Consider the following 18,799-nt stretch of genomic DNA (forward strand, 5'->3'; position numbering starts at 1 on the left):
TTTTAACGATCCTGATGAGATTGGATGAGACCCGCCGAATTAAAAAGCACAGGCTCAGGTTCCAACAAAACTTTAAATTTATTATACACATCCTGCTGTACTGCACGGTATGTGCTCTGTACATCGTTCAAATCTGCATTGGCATAATTCACTAAAACCAAGGCTTGTTTGGCAAACATCCCTACCACACCGAGCTTCTTACCTTTCCAGCCCGATTGATCTATCAGCCAACCTGCTGCAATTTTAACATCACCATTCAACTGCGGATAATGTGGCAATTTTTCAAATTGTTGGGCTAAAAGGTCATAAGCTTGCTGACTAATAATTGGATTCTTAAAAAAACTGCCTACGTTTGGAAATTCTTTCGGGTCAGGCAGTTTACTTTGACGAATCTGAATCACTTGTTGTTGTAAATTAAAAGCTGTTAGCTCATCACCCACGGCTTGTTTTAAGTCACCATAGCTAATTTTCAAATCTTCTTTTTTCAACAACTTGAAAGTCACATGCGTAATCACATAGCGAGTTGGATCATCTTTAAAAATACTATGACGATAACTAAATGCACAGTCTTTGGCTTGAATATCGCTAAACGTTTTCAACTGTCGGTCATAGACTTGTACACTTTCAATGAACTCGCCGGCCTCTACACCATAAGCGCCAATATTTTGTACAGGAGATGCGCCCACGAGCCCTGGAATCAACGCCAAATTCTGCAAGCCAAATAAATGATGTTCTGTCGTCCAAAGCACAAAGTCATGCCAAACTTGTCCCGCGCCGACTCGTATAGTTTTGGTATTCACATCTTCAGACAGGTTTTCTACGCCTAGAATGTTCATATGCACAACTAGAGCATCAATTTGTGCAGGAAGCAGCATATTACTTCCACCAGATAAAATCATGACATTCAAAGCGTGTTGCTGTGCATAGTCCAATGCTTCTACAAGCTCATCTGGACTGTGAATTTGAACATAATGAGAGGCTATCGCATTTAAGCTTAACGTATTAAAAGGTTTAAGCTGTTTTTGTGTTTCGATTTGCATGCACGAACCTTAATTACTGTTCAAAGTGTTGTTTAAAAATACTGACCCACGCTTGGCTGCTCGACTCACATTGGTCAAGAACACGTTCAAAACCATCAGAGCCACCATAGTAAGGATCAGGTAATGCTTGCTGCGGATACTGCGCGTCATGTTCAGACATCAGTGCAATTTTAGCGCGGAGAGGCTGAGTACCAAATTCAGTTTGCGCTGTTTGATACAAGGCTTGAATATCATCAAAATTAAGATGATCCATCGCCAAAATTAAATCGAAATGAACAAAATCATGGGTCTGTAACTGTCGTGCGCGTAAGCTGGATAAATCATAGCCCCGTTTTAAAGCATGTTCTTGACTACGTAAGTCAGGTGCTTTGTTGGGATGGTAGTTACTGGTTCCCGCTGAATCGATTTCGATATTGAGCTGATGTGCATCACAAAAATGTCTGAGAACCACTTCTGCCGTGGGAGAACGACAAATATTTCCTAAACAGACACATAACACCTTATAGGGCGCTGTGAATGACATAACCACCTCGAAACAGCTTTATTTTCAAGTGTCTTATGTTAAGTTATTTAGAGGATGAATCCTATAGAAGTACAAAACAATATTGTTGGATAAGATATAAAAAAGGATGCTGATATGAACCAATTTCAATTTCAAACTGTGCCGAATATTATTTCTGGCTTAGGCAGCATTCAACAGCTCAGAGGCATTTTAACAGCACGTCCTTATCAGCATCTGTTATTGGTTACAGATGCAGGCATGTTAAAGCATCAGCTTCATCTTCCCATCTTAGAAATTTTAGAAGATCTCTTGCTCACTTATAGTATTTACAGTGAGGTTGAAGCGGATCCGAGTGAACAAATTGTTTTAAATGCGGTTGATTATGCCAAACAGCAAAAGGTAGATATCGTTTTAGGCTTTGGTGGCGGCAGCTCTATGGATGTTGCAAAAATTATTGCCATCCTCAGCCATCCCGCACAGCAGCAAAAGTTATCAGATCTTTATGGGATGAATAATGCCCAAGCACCTCGTCTACCCTTAATTTTAGTCCCTACCACTGCAGGGACAGGCTCTGAAGTCACACCAATTTCGATCGTCACCACAGGTGAAACGACAAAGACTGGAATCGTAGCACCCGTTCTTTTTGCCGATGTCGCGATTTTGGATGCGACATTTACTGAAAACCTGCCGCGTCATATTAGTGCTGCTACAGGCATTGATGCGATGGTACATGCGATTGAAGCCTATACTTCTAAAATCAAGAAAAATCCCTATGCTGACATGTTGGCGAAACAGGCTTTAAAACTGCTGAATCAAAACCTCAGTTTGGTGCTAGAAGATGGTCAAAATTTAGAAGCTCGACAAAATATGTTGGTCGGTTCGATGTTGGCAGGACAAGCATTTGCCAATGCCCCTGTAGGTGCTGTTCATGCGCTTGCTTATCCATTGGGTGGGCATTTTCATATTTCTCATGGACACAGTAATGCCTTAGTACTGACAGAGGTTTTAAAGTTTAACCTCCCCCAAGCCAAGCAACATTATGCGGAACTGATCTGCTGGCTCGACCCAAAAAGTACAGGCTGTACCGATGGTCTTTCTGATCTTTTCGTCGATCATATGCAAAACCATTTGGACCGTAGCGGTTTAACCTTAAAACTCAAAGAATTGAATATTTCTGAACATAGTCTAGACCAGCTTGCAACCGATGCCATGTTACAAACACGCCTACTACAAAACAACCCAAGAGAACTAGAGTGGCAACAGGCACGGGAAATTTATCAAGCCATTTACAGCTAAGCCATATAATTAGCTTAGGCTATTTATAAGACGATTTTAAGGATGATATCGATGAGACAAGCTGCAAAGACACGTGACCAATTTCATTATTTTCTACCGATTCAAACACGTTGGTCAGACAATGACCTCTATGGCCATGTCAACAACGTCACCTACTATAGTCAAACTACTTTATTATCCATACAGGATTCGAAAAAAAATAGAAATAATTCATCGACTGATTTGTATTGGTTTTATAATAATTTGACTATATAGTTATTTTGATACTGCCGCAAATGCCTTACTGATTGAAAAAGCAAATTTTGATATTCACCAATCCCCTATTATTGGTTTAGTGGTCGACTCAGCATGCAGTTTTTTACATGAGTTGTCTTATCCTGAGATTATTGATATTGGTGTGACTATTTCTAGAATAGGAAACTCTTCACTCACTTACGAACTTGCCATTTTCAAATTTGGTCAAGAAACTGCTTCAGCTCAAGGACATTTTGTTCATGTCTTTGTAGACCGTGAAACACGCAAAAGCACCCCGATTCCATCTGAAATGCGGAGTGCTTTGCGCCACTACTTAAGCCATGGCATTACTTAAGTTGGATATTCTGCAATTCACCATCAAAAGTTTGTACAAGGCCTTTGACCGTATCTTCGTTTTGCAGTAATTCATGCGCACGTTGAAATGCTCTTTGCTTGCGCTGCGCCTGCATGGTGTACGGGGTAATTGTTTCAACTTCTGCATATTTCACATCAAAACGCGTCTGAGGCCATTCAGCTTTGAGCGCATCTTCCAAGACATGACGTAACTGGGTGAGGAGTTGCTCATAACGCTGCGGAATCATAAATACAGACTCGGCATTAATTTGCCCAGCCATTAAACCTTGCTGAGCCAACTCTTGTACCGCGGGTGATAAGCCACTGCTTCTGAACCAGTACTCCCACTTCTCCACCGTCCACTCACCGACTAACTGCTGCGGTTGAAGTTGTAAAATATCTTGCGGCATTAAATCGGCTGATGCAGTTGAAACCTGTTCAGGTTGAACAGGCTCTACAATAGCGGCAACAGTTTGCAGGCTTTCATTTTCTACAACTTGGGTGTCCTGTACGCTATCTGCTGAAAGCACTTCATTTGCTAAATCAGAAGACTCCGCTTGCACAGCAGGTTCAGCTATTGCTACGACATCTTCAAGGGACGCATCATTTTGACTTTCTAGGTCTAGCGGTACAATTTCATCAAATAAGAAATCATCACTATTTGGCTCATCGTCATTGCTTCGAGCATTAAATTCGTCTGCTTCATCTAAATCGAACAACACTTCATCGCTTGAAGGGTCGAATACGATTTGATCAGATTGCTGAGATGAGTCCACTGGTGGTTTATTATCTTCGGCGCTTTCTGAAAGATCGACATCATCAAGTTCAGGTTTAAACTCAGGTTCTGCATTCTGAGTTATTGCAGCGTCTTCAAATGCCGCATCAACATCTACAGTTTGAGCATCTTGCTGCAAAGCCGTTTCTGGAGCAGCACTCGGTATTGCCGTTTGTTGTACAGATTCAACTACAGCACTATTGGCATGAGCCACCAACACTTCATTTGGTTGTAATGGACGGAACGCCAACATGCGCAGCACTGACATTTCAAAGCCTTGCTCTTGGGTGACTGCTAGCTGTAATTCAGCACGCCCTTTACATGCAATTTGGTAATAAAGTTGCAAGTCTTGCGCAGCAATTTGCTGAGACAATTGCATGATTTTTTTATTAATTTCAGCACTATATTTGAGACTAAGTTCAGGCAAATATTGTAATAGCGCCAACTCATGTAAAGTCGAAATCAGCTGATCCAAAACTAAAGATACATCCAGTGCTTGCTGGCGGAATTGCATCAGCAACTCACTCACCCGTTGTTTTTGGTTTTGATGTATCGCAAGTATCAAATCATAAATAATAGTACGGTCGATTAAACCCAACATTTCTTTGACATCTTGGTGCTGGATGGCTCCCTGACCGTAAGCAATCGCTTGGTCTGTCAAAGAAAGTGCATCTCGTAATGAGCCTTGGGCAGACTCTGCAATTTGCCAAATCGCATCTTGTTCAGCTTGGATGCTTTCTTTATTTAAAATATTCCCCAGATGCTCGGTAATTTCATCTACAGCCAACGGGCGTAGTGTAAATTGCAAACAACGCGAAATCACAGTAATTGGGAGCTTTTGAGGATCTGTGGTTGCAAAAAGGAATTTCACATGTTCAGGTGGTTCTTCCAATGTTTTGAGTAAAGCATTAAAAGAATGCGTAGACAGCATATGTACTTCATCGATCAAATAGACCTTAAAACGACCTTGTGTTGGCGCATAAGGCACATTGTCTAAAAGCTCTCGCGTATCTTCAACTTTAGTCCGCGATGCCGCATCAATTTCAATCAAGTCAATAAAACGGCCTTCATTCACGGCGGTACAGGTTGGGCAAACTTCACATGGTGTCGAAGTCACACCTGTTTCACAGTTCAAGCACTTCGCCAAAATACGGGCAATGGTGGTTTTTCCGACCCCACGCGTTCCTGTAAATAAATAAGCATGGTGCAAACGCCCGCGCTCTAAAGCACTGGTTAGTGCTCGAGAAACGTGGTTTTGACCCACTAGCTCATTAAAATTGCGAGGACGATATTTCCGTGCAAGTACTTGATACATGTATGCTCCTTTTTATAGGCCTAAGCATACTGTTTTTTTGCCAAAGAGTGAATGAATTACTTCACTCCGTTCTCGCATTTCTAAGCTATAAAGCTGATTTAGATCAATAATTCAAAAACCATTAGCTCCATTTTTATCCCACTCCCTATCTCAAGCTATTTATGTATTTAGATTATAGATTTGAAATAAAGTGAGAGCTTTGGAAAAATAAAAAGATGTAAATATTAAAATGAATTTCTAAAATACAGATATTTAGAAAATTAAGTTGGTTTCACCAAAACAAAATCACTCTGCATTTGATATTTTTTTCCAGTCACATCTTCACGTATTTCTAAAATACGATCTTCTAAATCGACATAAAGCAAGTTTCGCGTTGTCACGTTCACTAACTCTACCTTGTGCTGATCTTGAGCATTAAAACGAAGTGCTCCAGTCAAAGTTTCGATTTCGTTATGCCCACTCAAACTTTCTCGTTTTAGGGTATAGGTCATGTTTTCATGCAGCTCTAGTGCTACTGCCATACCCGGACAGTCTTCACAACGGGACAAACACCCCATACACGGCGTTGTCCCCTGATAACTCCCAACCCACGCAGGAATAATCTGCTTTTGTTCTGCCACTTGAAGTTTAGACTGATCATGTTGCGTTTGATTCGCCTCGGAACAACCTAACAATAATCCTGTAGCAACCAGCGGGATAAGAATGGGAGTCTTCATGTCACAAATATTCAAAACCTAAACCGCGACGAACATAACATATTTTAGACGATGACTAAATCTCAGACTTGTCAAAACCAGCCTTTTTTGCCTGTTAAGACCGCATCTGCGCAGCGTAAACTTTCTTGGCTCAAAGCCCAAAGTCGATAATCCCCAGTTAAAGAACCTGTAGCAAAGTTATGTGTATAGGCAAAACTTAAGCCTCGCTCACTATCGCCCCAAGCCCCTGAACCATTAAAGCCCATATGACCAAAACCCTGCTCTGCGGTTTTTCCTAAAGTTAATATACGGTGATATCCCAAGCGCCAATGCATAGGTATCGGCATCACGCGATCTCGATAGGTATATTGCACTCGACTCAATTCAGAAAACACATCAGGGCAAATCAGCTGCTGACCTTCCCAAATCCCTTTTTGAGATAGCATCGCATACACTTTGGCTAAACTATTGGCTGTAAATACACCATTTGCAGCAGGAATGATCGCCTGAATCGCATCATCATGATAAAAACTGACCTTTTTCATGCCTTTGGGTATCATGCCATCTTGAAAGTCTTGTGGATCTTGCCCTGACCACTGCATCGCTTTATCCAGCAATGAAACTTTACGCACCTTCGTTGGACTTTTCTGATTTGGTTGGACAGGTACAGGACGAGTAATAGGTCTCGCGATACGTTTTAATTCAGCACTGGGTGCACCAAAGTAAGCCCCATCAAGTTCAAGTGGCTTAACTAAATAGGTTTGAAAGAGTTCAGTTAAAGGTTTCCCTGTTGCTTTTTCCAAAGCACCACCGACTAGCCAACCAAATGACAAAGGTTGATAGGCAGCATCTTCACCAATTGCAAAACGAGGTTGTGCCTTTTCAAATACGTCTAACATATGTGCCCAATCCAACATCTCTGTTGCATCGGCAATGTTATTACGAATATCAAATAATCCGCTTTGATGACTTAGCACATGTCTTAGCGTCATCTTCCCTTTGCCATTTTGGGCAAATTCAGGCCAATAATCCGCAATTGGTTGATCGTAGCTCAGCACACCTCGACTGACTAAAATATGCGCCAAGGTTGCGAGCACACCTTTGCCTGTCGAATAACACACCGACATGGTATTGGCCTGCCAAGGAGAATCTACCGCTGCTAAACCAGTATAGATATCGACAACTTTTTCACCTTGAAAATATAAAACACAGGCTGCACCACCATATGCTGAACGAGCATCCTGTAAGCAGCTAAAGAGATGGGCAATACTTTGAAAACGTGGGTCAACATAGCCTTGATAATGGTTCGGATTCGCTTGTAAATATTGTTTTAAAATTTTCATTTACACATCCTTGTATTTTTAAGCGGACATAAAAAAGCCCAGTGTAATCTAAACTGGGCTTTTTAAAATTATAGTGCTTTGACCTGTCCCGTCACATGCGGTTTTTGATTCTTACTATTTCGAATGAAGAAAGCTGTATTTACACCTTCTGTCGCAGTCATAAAATCGACTGTTGACGGTAAATACATCGGCAGTTTAAACCAAACATCTGCTTCATAAGCATCAGGCAATGTGATCGAAGCCAACACTCGGGCCTTACTCCACATGCCATGCGCAATGGCCTGTTTGAAACCAAAAGCTTTTGCTGTCACCGCATGAATGTGGATCAGGTTGAAGTCGCCCGAGGTCATTGCATAACGACGGCCTGTGTTTTCAGAGACTTCCCAGACTGCATTTGGCTGATAATCTGGAGTCGTTGGTTCAACTAATTTTGGTGCTGTTTTACCATCGGTCTTTTGACGTGCTAAATACGTGGTTAAGGCTTCAACCACCACTTCATTGCCAACTTTCACCGTGGTAATGAAATCGAACTGAACACCTTTATCATGTGGTTCAAGCGCACCATATTTACATGATAAAGTGAGGGTTTCATTGACGCCAACTTTACGCATTTGTTTAACTTGATTGCGAATATGCACCAAACCTAAGACTGGAAATGGAAACGGCTCTTGCCCCATCATGTGCATTTGTAAGCTTTGCGATAATACAGCCAAATAAATCGCAGGAATATAACCATTATTTTTAAAGCCACACACTTGGTTATAAGCTTTCAAATGTTTTTGATCGACGTTAAAAGAATCTACCACATACTCAACCTGCGGTAAGAATTTTTCACCTTTTGGTTTTTTAAAGATCAAACCTTGAATGACTTTTGGATAAGCCATATATGGTTTTGGAAGTTGACTAAAATGGCGAGTCTTCATACTGAACCTTTGAGAAGTTTTTATTTCAATATTTTTGAAAGCTCCTTCTCCCCCCAGGGAGAAGGTTGGGATGAGGGAAATGCCATCCCATTTATAATATAAAGAATCTATCCCCCTCTAAAGGAGAGATAAATTCAAGCTTTTAAATTAAGCACCCAACAAGCTTTGACCACAAACGCGTACCACGTTGCCGTTTAAACCAGTCGATGCTGTCGCTGCAAATAAAGCAATAGTTTCAGCAACATCTACAGGCAAGCCACCTTGGCTCATCGAGTTCATACGGCGACCCGCTTCGCGGATTGCAAATGGAATCGCAGCAGTCATTTGCGTTTCAATGAAACCTGGTGCAACCGCATTGATAGTAATGCCATTCGTCAACGTTGGAGCAGTAAATTTAACTACACCAATGACACCTGCTTTCGACACAGCATAGTTGGTTTGACCTAGGTTACCCGCAATACCTGAAATAGATGATACACAAACAATACGACCATTGGCATTTAAACCATCATTCGCAAGTAAATAATCATTTACACGTTCAATTGCAGACAAGTTAATGTTAATCACCAAGTCCCAAAGCTCAGGCTTCATATTTGCCAAAGTTTTGTCACGAGTAATACCTGCGTTATGCACGATGATGTCTAAACCACCTTGAGCAGCTGCCGCAGCTTTAATTTTCTCACCAGCATCATTTGCAGTGATATCAATCGCCAGTGTTGAACCACCGATCTCACCTGCAACACGGTCAAGATCTGCTTGCTGCTGTGGTACATCTAAACAAATCACATGCGCACCATCACGTGCCAAGACATGTGCAATCGCTTCACCAATACCACGGCTCGCACCTGTCACTACAGCAGTTTTACCGGCCAATGGTTTAGCCCAGTCTACATCTACAACATCAGCTTTAGATACGCGAATCACTTGACCAGAGACATAAGCAGAACGTGGAGATGCTGCAAAACGTAAACTTGACTCAAGATTTGCTTCTGCACCTGCATCCACATAAATCAAATGTGCTGCAATCCCCTTTTTAAATTCTTTACCGACAGACTTCACGAAGCCTTCAAGCGCGCGTTGTGCAATCGCTTTTTTCACGCTACCCGCAGTTTCAGGAGTAGTACCTACCACAATCACACGACCAGAAGCAGCCACTTGACGTGCGATAGGGTTAAAGAAGTTATATAACTCATTGAGTTGTTCTGATGACTCAATGCCAGATGCATCAAAAATAACAACTTTGAATTTAGACTCTTTGTCGCCTGCATTAAATGCGCTTAAGTTTAAGCCCACTTGAGCCGCAACTTGTTGTAACTGTGCATTGTTACCTGCATAGCTATTGGCATGAACATTTGCCAACACTTGCGCAATTGCACCTGATAATGAACTGTTTGCTGCTGCACCCAGTAAAACAGCACCTTTAATCACAGGCGTTGCCGACTCAAAACGGTCTAAAAAAGTTGGTGCAGGTAAACCCAAATTTTTAATGACAAATTTACCAATCGGAGATTTTGCAAAAGTTTGGTATTGATCAGTCATGTTTTTATCTCTCATACAAATTAATTGTTGATGGATTCAAAGATATCCTTTTAACTTCAAAGTGATGTCTAGAGTCTTATATTTCAATAGTTCCATCGGTTTCTATAGAATCATACTTGAGTTATAGATGATATGTCTTGACCTGAAAGCCTGTTGCAATGTCATTCTAGTCAATTCAGCCCTTTTTATAATATGCTAATGTACACCCTAAGAATAGATTAACATGCTTGGAAAAGCCTTATGAGCAAAACAACTCAAGAAAATCCAGCAGTGGAAAATTCTGCTACGGAAACTGTGTCAAATACATCAAAAAGTACACCGCGTAGAACTAAAAGTACTGGCACAACAACCCAATCAGTAAATAATACGACTAAGCCGACTCGCACCCGTGCTGCGTCAACTCGTAGTAAAAGCCCCGCTTCTTCTACAAATGCTTCAAAACCAAAAACTCAAACTGCTGTTCAACAGGATCAAACCATGAGTCAAAACACTGTTCGCCGCGTGGCTATTATCGGTGGTAACCGTATTCCTTTCGCTCGCTCAAATGGCGCATATTTCACCGCTTCGAATACAGATATGTTCACAGCAGCGCTAAACGGTCTTGTTGAACGTTTTAACCTTCAAGGTCAACGTCTTGGTGAAGTTGTTGCTGGTGCTGTTCTTAAGCACAGCCGTGACTTTAACATGACCCGTGAATGTGTACTAAACACTGCACTTGCACCAGAAACACCTGCTTACGATATTCAACAAGCATGTGGTACTGGCTTACAAGCAGCTTTCTTAGTTGCCAACAAAATCGCACTGGGCCAAATTGAAGTGGGTGTGGCTGGTGGTGTAGACACGACTTCTGATGCACCAATTGCATTTGGTGATGGTTTACGTAAAGCATTGCTTGAACTCAACATTGCAAAAACGGGTAAAGACCGTTTAAAAGCTTTAACTAAAATCAACCTAAAAGACTTGATGGATGCGCCAAAAAATGGTGAGCCACGCACAGGTCTTTCTATGGGTGATCACCAAGCGATTACTGCGCTTGAATGGGGTATTGCACGTGAAGCACAAGACGAACTTGCTGCATCTTCACACCAAAAAATGGCTGCGGCTTACGAAGAAGGTTTCTTCGATGACCTAATCACACCATTCTTAGGTTTAGAGCGTGACAACAACTTACGTGCTGACTCTACTGTTGAAAAACTTGCTAAGCTCAAACCAGCTTTTGGTAAAGGCGATGCGCGTACCATGACCGCGGGTAACTCAACCCCACTTACGGATGGTGCATCTTGTGTGCTTTTAGCGTCAGAAGAATGGGCCAAAGCAAACGGTCACGAAGTGCTTGCTTACTTAACCTTCCAAGAAACGGCTGCTGTTGATTTCGTTGAGAAAAAAGAAGGCTTATTGATGGCACCTGCTTATGCAGTTCCACGTATGCTTGAGCGCGCTGGCATTAAACTTCAAGACTTCGACTACTACGAAATTCATGAAGCATTTGCATCGCAAGTTCTTTCAACGTTGAAAGCTTGGGAAGATCCAAAATTCTGTAAAGACCGTTTAGGTTTAGATGCTCCACTCGGTTCAGTTGACCGTACTAAACTCAACGTAAAAGGTTCTTCACTTGCAGCAGGTCACCCATTTGCCGCAACGGGTGGCCGTATCATTGCTACTGCTGCGAAGCTGATCAACCAAAAAGGTTCAGGTCGCGTACTGGTTTCAATTTGTGCTGCTGGTGGCCAAGGTGTAACGGCAATTATTGAAAAATAATTAACTGTTTTCACTTTTGAAAAAAAGACCCTTGGAAATTGTACTTCCAAGGGTCTTTTTATTTTTTATAGCTGAAATGAAACATGATGGTTAGAAAAAGCATTCCTAAATGCTTTTTCGCTGATTAGATTAAAAACGATAACCTACGCCAAGGTAAGTAATTAAAGGATCGATATCGATTTTAGTAGAAGAATGAATTAAACGATTTCCTGTATTTCTATCTATAACATCGATCGTCGTTTTATTATTTAATTTTGAATATGAAACAGACGCCACGCCGTACCAATTAGAAGTTATGTCATATGTTGCACCAAGACTTACGATTGGAGCAAAGGCATCTTCAGATTTTACTTTTACATAAGGAGATGCACTTGATTGCCCCCGATCTAGAGCGGCTCCAGCTTTCCCATCTAGAATATTTTGAATCATATGGCCTGCTGCCACTAAGTCAGCCTTGGTTTCTCCATTCACTTTAATGCTACCAAAATGTGCATACATGATGCCTAAGCCAACATATGGGCGGAATTTATTTATCCCAGACTTACCAAACTGATATTGTGCTTCAAATGCAGGAGTCCAAGCACGGACTGTCGCAACTTTAGACTTACTTCCTAAATTTGTAATTGGAATATCTTGTGCTAAAGGCAAATCAAGACCTATACCTGTATGGCCTATACCTGACATAGGCGCTAATATTTCTCCTTTTCCTTTAATATCGACTTTTGGCGGTATTCCTCCAATCAGCTGTAATGAAACATTATCATTTACATAATAATTCATCATTAAACCGAGCGTATCTGCATCTTGAACTTCAAGGCCACTCCCCCCTGCTGTCCATTGTTCTAAACCGTATAAGTCTGCACTACCTGACAAAGCATCTTTTAAATAGACCTCATCTGTGCCATTCACATTTTTTAACTCAAAGAACTGGCTCAATTCAGGTTCGTTCGGATTTTCTTTATACATATCTCCAAGCATATTAAGAATACTTTTCATAGCATCTGCATTTACATCCGAAGGATCAATTGAATTAACAACAGCATTCAATGAGACCGATCCAATATTTGCATTCCTACCATTTGCAATTGGAGTCGAAATATTAAATGGATTGGCCTTTCCTTGAGGCATAGCATGTAACCACCCCGCAGAAACAGAAAACCGTTTAAAACTTCCACCTGTAGCTGAAAAGCCTGACTGTGTAACACTCAGTAAAGCTATAGATACAACTAAAGCGCCTATTTTCATCGTCTAACTCCTTGTACGATATATTTTTTATTAAGTTTTATAAAAACACTTCTTTGTTTTTATATTTAGAAGTTATGTAATAAATGGAGTTATTTATATGATCAAATTGTGATCAATTTTTATCTTTTGTTAAAATATAAAGTATTTAATATCAATAAAGGCCTTACTTTATCAGATAAGGCCTTTATGACTAATTAATGGATTTTTTAATTAATTATTAATGATATTTTGGTTTGTAGCCTAACTGTTCTTCTAGGCAGTCATAACACCACTGGAAAATAAAGGTATAAACCAAAATACACATGGTTAAACTAAAGTCGAGCACGATGGCTTGCCAAATACTCATTTGCATTGCATATGCGACCATTGGGATGGTTGCAAACATCAAACCACCTTCAAAACCAATCGCGTGAAGAACACGCACACCGATGGTTCTTTTTAGCTTTCTTTTCGCTTCAAACTTTTCAAAAAAATGGTTAAACACCATATTCCATATGACCGAAGTGACAGCCATGGCAATACCGAGTACACCTGTGACTTCTAAAGGCATATGGAATATGAAACTTAAGGCAACAGCAATGATCACCAATAGGATGATTTCATAGCTGAGCGCATGAATAATCCTTCTTTTGGAAATCAACATTTTTAATTACTCTTTCATGATTGGATGTTGGCTATTTTATTTTTATAATATTGATTAATCGAGTTAGGTTCTTTCAATAAAACTGAAAGATAGGAAATTATGAATATCAATCAAGAGCAACTTATTATTTTTAAAACCGTAATTGAGTCAGGCTCATTTTCAGCTGCTGCACGCAAGTTGGGTAAAGTACCATCGGCCGTGAGTATGTCAATTGCTAACTTAGAAATAGACTTAAACTTACAACTCTTCTTACGCGAAGGACGTGAGCCCACAGCAACAGCGCAAGCCCTGACCTTGTATGAAAAGACCGAGCAACTGCTGACCGAAATGAATCAATGGAAGCAACATGCCTATGCCCTAAGCCACGGTTTGGAGTCCTCGCTCAACATTGTAGTGGTATCTGAGCTTCTACATATGCAATGGATCGACTACATCGCAATATTAGAAGCCGAATTTCCCAGTCTACAAATCAATATTTTTTCTGCACCTCAAGAAGATGCGCAGAAAATGTTACTCAATGGCACAGCACAACTGGCACTGATGTTTGAACGTGAGCAACTGGAAAGCAGCGAACAGTTTGTAGAATTAAAACTCGAGACTTTAGTTCCCGTCGCCAATAAAGATTTTATTCTGGCGCAATTTCCACAAGTCAGTTTTGAACAAATTCAACACAGCCGTCAAATCGTGGTTGCCAGTCGTGATAAAAGCATTAAGCCAGAGTTGCTGTATTCCAAGCAGTATTGGCGGACAGACAACCATCACTCTGCTTGCGCCTTAATCATGCAAAACTTTGGTTGGGGCGTTTTACCCTTAGAAATGTTGAATGAAAACCCTCAGCTCAAAAAGCAGCTCAAAATATTAGATTTGCTGGATTTCACACCAAAGTTTGAATATTTTGTGGACTTGGTCTGGAGTCGTGAAAGTGAATTGGGCGCGGCTGCACGTTTTTTAATCCAACACATCCGAAATCAGCGTAAAAAAGTATAATTACTGCTGTTAAAACGTCCGAATCCACTTGGGTTAAAAGCAGTTTGTGTTATAAATAATTTACGGGTAATAACTTTAAGAACGAACGATCAATGACACAAACCGCATTAAACCAATTAAAAAGCTTAACCACCATTGTTGCCGACAGTAGCGATTTAGCGGCGATTAACCAATTTCGCCCGCTCGATGCAACCACCAATCCTTCTCTAATTACAGCAGCTGCAAGTCAACCTGAAAATAAAGAGTTGATTGAAGATGCTTTCGCTCAAGCCAAAGCGGAAGGCTTTGAAGATGACTTACTTATTGAACGCACAATCGACATTCTTACCGTCAAATTTGGTGTTGAAATTCTCAAGTTGATTGAGGGTCGTGTTTCCACAGAAGTGGATGCCGCGCTGTCTTATGATACCAATGCCACCATTGAAAAAGCCAAAGAGCTGCTGGCGTTATATAAAAACTACGGCGTAGATCAAGATCGTATTTTAATTAAAATTGCTTCGACATGGGCAGGTATTCAAGCAGCGAAAGTGCTGGAAGCTGAAGGTATCCATACCAACTTAACGCTTTTGTTTGGTGTGCATCAAGCACATGCTTGTGCGGAAGCGAATGTCACTTTAATCTCACCTTTTGTTGGACGTATTTTAGATTGGTACAAAAAGGCCGAAGGCGTGGACAGCTATCCCGTTGAAAAAGACCCTGGCGTACTGTCTGTGAAGCAAATTTACCAGTTCTATAAAGCACATGGGGTTAAAACAGAAATTATGGGCGCAAGCTTCCGTAGTATTGACCAAGTGTTGGGACTAGCTGGCTGTGACCTGCTGACTGTTGCACCTAATTTATTGGCTGCACTTGAACAAGACACGCGTGAAGTCAAAGCACAACTGTCAGCAAGTGATATTGCACCAGCGACAACTGCACTTAACGCACTCGGTGAAACTGAGTTTAGAGATCAAATTGAACATGACCTCATGGCAACGCAACTGCTACAAGGGGGGATTGATGGATTTATTAAAGCTCGTCAACAACTGAACACACTGTTACGTCAGTCTTTTGGTTTAGATGAAGAAATTTCAGCTTAACTTGATTTTTCTTCTTTTAAAAGCCGATTTTGTTATCATGCAACATCGGCTTTTTTATTGAGAATACGTTGTGTTTGGTATTATCGACATCGGTACTTATATCATCGGTACAATTCTAATTGTGATTTTGCCAGGCCCAAATTCTCTTTATGTGATGTCCATTGCCTCACGATTTGGTATTAAGACAGGTTACTGGGGTGCATTAGGTGTTTTCACAGGCGATTTGATTCTCATTCTATGTACCGTGCTGGGTGCAGCATCTCTTTTACATGCTTTTCCTTGGCTGTTTATTTTATTAAAAATTGTTGGTGCGCTGTACCTGTCATACTTAGGTATAAAACTCTTGATTGCAGGAGTCAAAACGTGGAACTCCAGCCCACAACAGCTTGCAGCAAGTACAGACCAGAGCACATTACAAACCTTACATCCTTTTCGTTCAGCACTGACCATTAGCCTTTTAAACCCAAAAGCCATTTTGTTTTATCTGTCTTTTTTTGTACAGTTTGTCGACCCAAATTATGCTTACCCAGCACTGAGCTTTGCCTTACTTTCCATTATTCTACAAATCATCAGTATGGCCTATCTTAGTATCCTGATTTTTTCAGGTATTAAGTTGGCGAGCTATTTCAACCGACAGTTTAAAGTTGCAGCCGTTGCGGTGGCGACTGTCGGTCTGCTGTTTTGTGGCTTCGGCTTAAAACTGGCGCTTTCTACACTGTAATTTTCGTGAATAATCTCATTATTTTCGATAAAAAACCCATCATGTGCTGTTTTCTTTTTCAAGAACCAGCGTATGATCCTTGAACAATAGTAATTTTCACTCATTCAAATTATGTTTTGATCTTCATGCAAAAATTATTTCAAGATTTCTCAGTTCCAGCAGTATTCGCAGGTTTTATTACCTTCCTCATTGGCATTAGTGTGTCTTCAGTCTTGGTCATTCAGTCCGCCCAAGTCTTAGGTGCAAATACCGCGCAAATCAACTCATGGTTTTGGGCTTTAGGTCTGGGTATTGGTTTGAGTGGCCTGCTTTTATCTTGGAAACTTAAATATCCTGTATCGACCTCATGGTCTACGGCAGCATTGGCCTTAATTATTGCGACAGGCAGTGGTTATAGTTTGCATGAAGCGATTGGCGCATTTTTGGTCTGTGGTTTAGTTACTGCCATTTTGGGCTTTTTCGGTATCTTTGAAAAAGTACTGACGTATATCCCGCAAAGCCTAACCAATGCCATGCTGGCAGGTGTGTTATTGAAGTTTGGTATTTCATTGTTCGCCAGTATGCAAGACCATTGGGGTTTTATTTTATCCATGCTGGCGGCTTATATTGTTTCTAAGCGACTTACCCCACGTTATTGCATTGTCATTACAGTGATTGCAGGCTTGTTACTCTGCCCATTGTTCTTAGACTTCCATACTCCTCAAATCACATGGAGCCTAGCGCAACCTGTTTGGATGGCACCTGAGTTCAGTATGTCTGCTATTTTAGGTTTAGCGCTGCCTTTATTTGTGATCAATATGGCATCGCAGTACTTACCGGGTATTGCCATGATTAAAAGCTATGGCTATAACCCCCACGTCAATCAACTGATTGGATGGACGGGCACCGCTCAAGCCTTACTCGCACCCTTTGGCTGTTATAGTGTCAATACCGCAGCAATTAGTGCAGCTGTCAGTTTAGATGAACAAGTTCACCCTGATCCATCAAAACGTTATATTGCGGGCATGAGCTGCGGTTTCTTCTACATCTTAATGGGACTATTCGCAGCCACCCTGACCAGCCTTTTACTGTCTTTCCCTGCAATCTTTATTACCGCTTTGGCTGGTATTGCTTTGTTTGGCACGATTAGTCATAACATCGCGATTGCATTTGAAGCGGTATCAGACCGTGAGGCAGCCCTCATGACATTCTTATTCAGCGCATCTGGGGTACAGTTCTTTGGCATTGGTTCTGCCTTTTGGGGACTACTCTTTGGTTTTGCAGTTATGCTTATATTTAAGTTTAAAGCCAAAAAAGTTTAAGCCCTCATATAAAAAAGCACCCATCGAGGGTGCTTTTTTTATTTTCAAATATTGCTAACTTGAAAAATTAATGCTGATAACTTCGTTGAATCAATTCTTGCTTAAGCTGCATCGTCTCAGACAAATTTTCCACCTCAGTAAATGCTGTGAGCCAAATGCCATCCGCAGCATAGCGTAGAATTTTAAGCTCCAAATCATTGTCTGTATCCTGATGTCGCGCTAAACGTTTTTCTAGCCACTCAATCCAATACTCATTAAAGGTACGATCCGTCAGCATAATCATCGAAATAGCTGACCAAGAATGCTCTAAACCTAGTACCTGCTTTTCCAAAGTAATCTCGATATAGGCTCGGGTAAAGCAACCAAAACGATCTCGGTCTTGGCTAATCAACTCATCAACAACACGATCTAATTGTTCAAGCTGTTCCACAACCATCGCTTCAAGTAGCTTTTGTTTGTTTGGAAAATGATGAAAAACCCCGCCCTTACTCACACCAACCAAATCAGCCACAGCTTGTATGGAAACCCCAGTCACACCTTTTTCAGCAGCCAAACAGATCGCATGTTGTAGGATACTTTGGCGAACCTGTTCTGGTGCCTTTTTACGTGGACTTGCTTGTTGCATCGAACTTAATGCCCTGTTGAGTTTGAAAATAAGTTAATTACGACCACACCAGAAACAATCAGTGCAATACCGATCATTACTGCGAAATCTAGGCTTTGTCGGAAAACAAAGTAACCAATCAGAGCGGTTAAAACAATACCAACACCAGCCCAAATCGCATAAGCAATACCCAATGGAATCACTTTAATCACTTGAGACAATAAATAAAATGCCAACGAAAATAAAACCACCACCGCCAGTGAAGGCAATAGCTTGGTAAAACCTTCCGACTTTACCAAAAAAGTCGAACCAATCACTTCAGAAATAATTGCCATCGCCAGCAAAGCATAAGCCATTAATATAGGATTCATCAGGAACTCAATAATAAACATACCGAACGGTCGGTATGTTATTAAAATAGCAAAAACTAAACAAGTCTTTCTGT

At 41.0% G+C, this 18,799-nt stretch carries 17 protein-coding genes and 1 pseudogene; 7 read left to right on the forward strand and 11 right to left on the reverse strand.

Annotated features, from left to right (window positions below; all coding sequences use genetic code 11):
- Positions 1–2 precede the first annotated feature (2 nt).
- Positions 3–1,040 carry a UDP-N-acetylmuramate dehydrogenase gene (murB, locus tag F946_RS16180; protein WP_004984745.1) on the reverse strand — a complete coding sequence of 346 codons (1,038 nt, stop codon included), beginning with the start codon at positions 1,038–1,040 and terminating at the stop codon, positions 3–5.
- 13 nt (positions 1,041–1,053) lie between these two features.
- Positions 1,054–1,563 carry a low molecular weight protein-tyrosine-phosphatase gene (locus tag F946_RS16185; RefSeq protein WP_004984748.1) on the reverse strand — a complete coding sequence of 170 codons (510 nt, stop codon included), beginning with the start codon at positions 1,561–1,563 and terminating at the stop codon, positions 1,054–1,056.
- Positions 1,564–1,677: 114 nt separating this feature from the next.
- Here F946_RS16185 and F946_RS16190 point away from each other — a divergent pair, with 114 nt between their 5' ends.
- Together F946_RS16190 and F946_RS16195 are read left to right on the forward strand one after the other, a co-directional pair.
- A complete protein-coding gene (locus tag F946_RS16190; protein ID WP_004984750.1) occupies positions 1,678–2,838 on the forward strand; it encodes an iron-containing alcohol dehydrogenase in 1,161 nt (386 codons plus the stop codon).
- A gap of 51 nt (positions 2,839–2,889) precedes the next feature.
- Positions 2,890–3,427: pseudogene (locus F946_RS16195) on the forward strand (acyl-CoA thioesterase).
- Here F946_RS16195 and dnaX read toward each other — a convergent pair.
- The 5 genes from dnaX to F946_RS16220 form a co-directional block, all read right to left on the reverse strand.
- Positions 3,420–5,516 carry a DNA polymerase III subunit gamma/tau gene (dnaX, locus tag F946_RS16200; RefSeq protein ID WP_004984758.1) on the reverse strand — a complete coding sequence of 699 codons (2,097 nt, stop codon included), beginning with the start codon at positions 5,514–5,516 and terminating at the stop codon, positions 3,420–3,422. The pseudogene F946_RS16195 and the gene dnaX sit on opposite strands and share 8 nt — an antisense overlap.
- Before the next feature lie 260 nt (positions 5,517–5,776).
- Complete coding sequence (locus F946_RS16205; RefSeq protein WP_004984759.1) at positions 5,777–6,232, reverse strand: copper resistance protein NlpE N-terminal domain-containing protein; 456 nt, start codon at positions 6,230–6,232, stop codon at positions 5,777–5,779.
- A gap of 71 nt (positions 6,233–6,303) precedes the next feature.
- Complete coding sequence (locus tag F946_RS16210) at positions 6,304–7,554, reverse strand: serine hydrolase domain-containing protein (protein WP_004984767.1); 1,251 nt, start codon at positions 7,552–7,554, stop codon at positions 6,304–6,306.
- Positions 7,555–7,622: 68 nt separating this feature from the next.
- Positions 7,623–8,477 carry a MaoC family dehydratase gene (locus tag F946_RS16215; RefSeq protein ID WP_004984769.1) on the reverse strand — a complete coding sequence of 285 codons (855 nt, stop codon included), beginning with the start codon at positions 8,475–8,477 and terminating at the stop codon, positions 7,623–7,625.
- A gap of 147 nt (positions 8,478–8,624) precedes the next feature.
- Positions 8,625–10,016, reverse strand: a complete 1,392-nt coding sequence (locus F946_RS16220; protein WP_004984771.1) for a 3-oxoacyl-ACP reductase — start codon at positions 10,014–10,016, stop codon at positions 8,625–8,627.
- A 240-nt stretch (positions 10,017–10,256) separates the two neighbouring features.
- Between F946_RS16220 and F946_RS16225 the strand changes: the two genes are divergently transcribed.
- Positions 10,257–11,774 (forward strand): acetyl-CoA C-acetyltransferase, encoded by a 1,518-nt coding sequence (locus F946_RS16225; RefSeq protein WP_004984773.1) that lies wholly within the window; start codon positions 10,257–10,259, stop codon positions 11,772–11,774.
- Positions 11,775–11,903: 129 nt separating this feature from the next.
- Here F946_RS16225 and F946_RS16230 read toward each other — a convergent pair whose 3' ends face one another.
- A complete protein-coding gene (locus F946_RS16230; RefSeq protein WP_004984775.1) occupies positions 11,904–13,019 on the reverse strand; it encodes an OmpW/AlkL family protein in 1,116 nt (371 codons plus the stop codon).
- Positions 13,020–13,236: 217 nt separating this feature from the next.
- Positions 13,237–13,662 carry a chlorhexidine efflux PACE transporter AceI gene (aceI, locus tag F946_RS16235; RefSeq protein WP_004984778.1) on the reverse strand — a complete coding sequence of 142 codons (426 nt, stop codon included), beginning with the start codon at positions 13,660–13,662 and terminating at the stop codon, positions 13,237–13,239.
- A gap of 99 nt (positions 13,663–13,761) precedes the next feature.
- Here aceI and aceR point away from each other — a divergent pair, with 99 nt between their 5' ends.
- From aceR to F946_RS16255, 4 genes are all read left to right on the forward strand, one after another.
- Complete coding sequence (gene aceR, locus F946_RS16240) at positions 13,762–14,649, forward strand: HTH-type transcriptional regulator AceR (RefSeq protein ID WP_004984780.1); 888 nt, start codon at positions 13,762–13,764, stop codon at positions 14,647–14,649.
- A gap of 92 nt (positions 14,650–14,741) precedes the next feature.
- Complete coding sequence (tal, locus tag F946_RS16245; protein ID WP_004984782.1) at positions 14,742–15,728, forward strand: transaldolase; 987 nt, start codon at positions 14,742–14,744, stop codon at positions 15,726–15,728.
- A gap of 70 nt (positions 15,729–15,798) precedes the next feature.
- A complete protein-coding gene (gene leuE, locus F946_RS16250; RefSeq protein ID WP_004696909.1) occupies positions 15,799–16,449 on the forward strand; it encodes a leucine efflux protein LeuE in 651 nt (216 codons plus the stop codon).
- 125 nt (positions 16,450–16,574) lie between these two features.
- Positions 16,575–17,750, forward strand: a complete 1,176-nt coding sequence (locus F946_RS16255; protein WP_004984784.1) for a benzoate/H(+) symporter BenE family transporter — start codon at positions 16,575–16,577, stop codon at positions 17,748–17,750.
- 67 nt (positions 17,751–17,817) lie between these two features.
- Here F946_RS16255 and F946_RS16260 read toward each other — a convergent pair whose 3' ends face one another.
- Together F946_RS16260 and F946_RS16265 are read right to left on the reverse strand one after the other, a co-directional pair.
- Positions 17,818–18,375 (reverse strand): TetR/AcrR family transcriptional regulator, encoded by a 558-nt coding sequence (locus F946_RS16260; protein ID WP_004696906.1) that lies wholly within the window; start codon positions 18,373–18,375, stop codon positions 17,818–17,820.
- Positions 18,376–18,380: 5 nt separating this feature from the next.
- On the reverse strand, positions 18,381–18,725 hold the full coding sequence (locus tag F946_RS16265; RefSeq protein WP_026056386.1) for a DMT family transporter: 345 nt from the start codon (positions 18,723–18,725) through the stop codon (positions 18,381–18,383).
- Positions 18,726–18,799: the final 74 nt, after the last annotated feature.

Source organism: Acinetobacter johnsonii ANC 3681, assembly GCF_000368805.1.
Classification (GTDB): domain Bacteria; phylum Pseudomonadota; class Gammaproteobacteria; order Pseudomonadales; family Moraxellaceae; genus Acinetobacter; species Acinetobacter johnsonii.

What these genes read in the sequence shown, in the direction of transcription:
- murB (WP_004984745.1), bottom strand. Translation starts at nt 1,040, where the DNA reads ATGCAAATCGAAACACAAAAACAGCTTAAACCTTTTAATACGTTAAGC.
- F946_RS16185 (WP_004984748.1), bottom strand. Translation starts at nt 1,563, where the DNA reads ATGTCATTCACAGCGCCCTATAAGGTGTTATGTGTCTGTTTAGGAAAT.
- F946_RS16190 (WP_004984750.1), top strand. Translation starts at nt 1,678, where the DNA reads ATGAACCAATTTCAATTTCAAACTGTGCCGAATATTATTTCTGGCTTA.
- dnaX (WP_004984758.1), bottom strand. Translation starts at nt 5,516, where the DNA reads ATGTATCAAGTACTTGCACGGAAATATCGTCCTCGCAATTTTAATGAG.
- F946_RS16205 (WP_004984759.1), bottom strand. Translation starts at nt 6,232, where the DNA reads ATGAAGACTCCCATTCTTATCCCGCTGGTTGCTACAGGATTATTGTTA.
- F946_RS16210 (WP_004984767.1), bottom strand. Translation starts at nt 7,554, where the DNA reads ATGAAAATTTTAAAACAATATTTACAAGCGAATCCGAACCATTATCAA.
- F946_RS16215 (WP_004984769.1), bottom strand. Translation starts at nt 8,477, where the DNA reads ATGAAGACTCGCCATTTTAGTCAACTTCCAAAACCATATATGGCTTAT.
- F946_RS16220 (WP_004984771.1), bottom strand. Translation starts at nt 10,016, where the DNA reads ATGACTGATCAATACCAAACTTTTGCAAAATCTCCGATTGGTAAATTT.
- F946_RS16225 (WP_004984773.1), top strand. Translation starts at nt 10,257, where the DNA reads ATGAGCAAAACAACTCAAGAAAATCCAGCAGTGGAAAATTCTGCTACG.
- F946_RS16230 (WP_004984775.1), bottom strand. Translation starts at nt 13,019, where the DNA reads ATGAAAATAGGCGCTTTAGTTGTATCTATAGCTTTACTGAGTGTTACA.
- aceI (WP_004984778.1), bottom strand. Translation starts at nt 13,662, where the DNA reads ATGTTGATTTCCAAAAGAAGGATTATTCATGCGCTCAGCTATGAAATC.
- aceR (WP_004984780.1), top strand. Translation starts at nt 13,762, where the DNA reads ATGAATATCAATCAAGAGCAACTTATTATTTTTAAAACCGTAATTGAG.
- tal (WP_004984782.1), top strand. Translation starts at nt 14,742, where the DNA reads ATGACACAAACCGCATTAAACCAATTAAAAAGCTTAACCACCATTGTT.
- F946_RS16255 (WP_004984784.1), top strand. Translation starts at nt 16,575, where the DNA reads ATGCAAAAATTATTTCAAGATTTCTCAGTTCCAGCAGTATTCGCAGGT.
- F946_RS16260 (WP_004696906.1), bottom strand. Translation starts at nt 18,375, where the DNA reads ATGCAACAAGCAAGTCCACGTAAAAAGGCACCAGAACAGGTTCGCCAA.
- F946_RS16265 (WP_026056386.1), bottom strand. Translation starts at nt 18,725, where the DNA reads ATGAATCCTATATTAATGGCTTATGCTTTGCTGGCGATGGCAATTATT.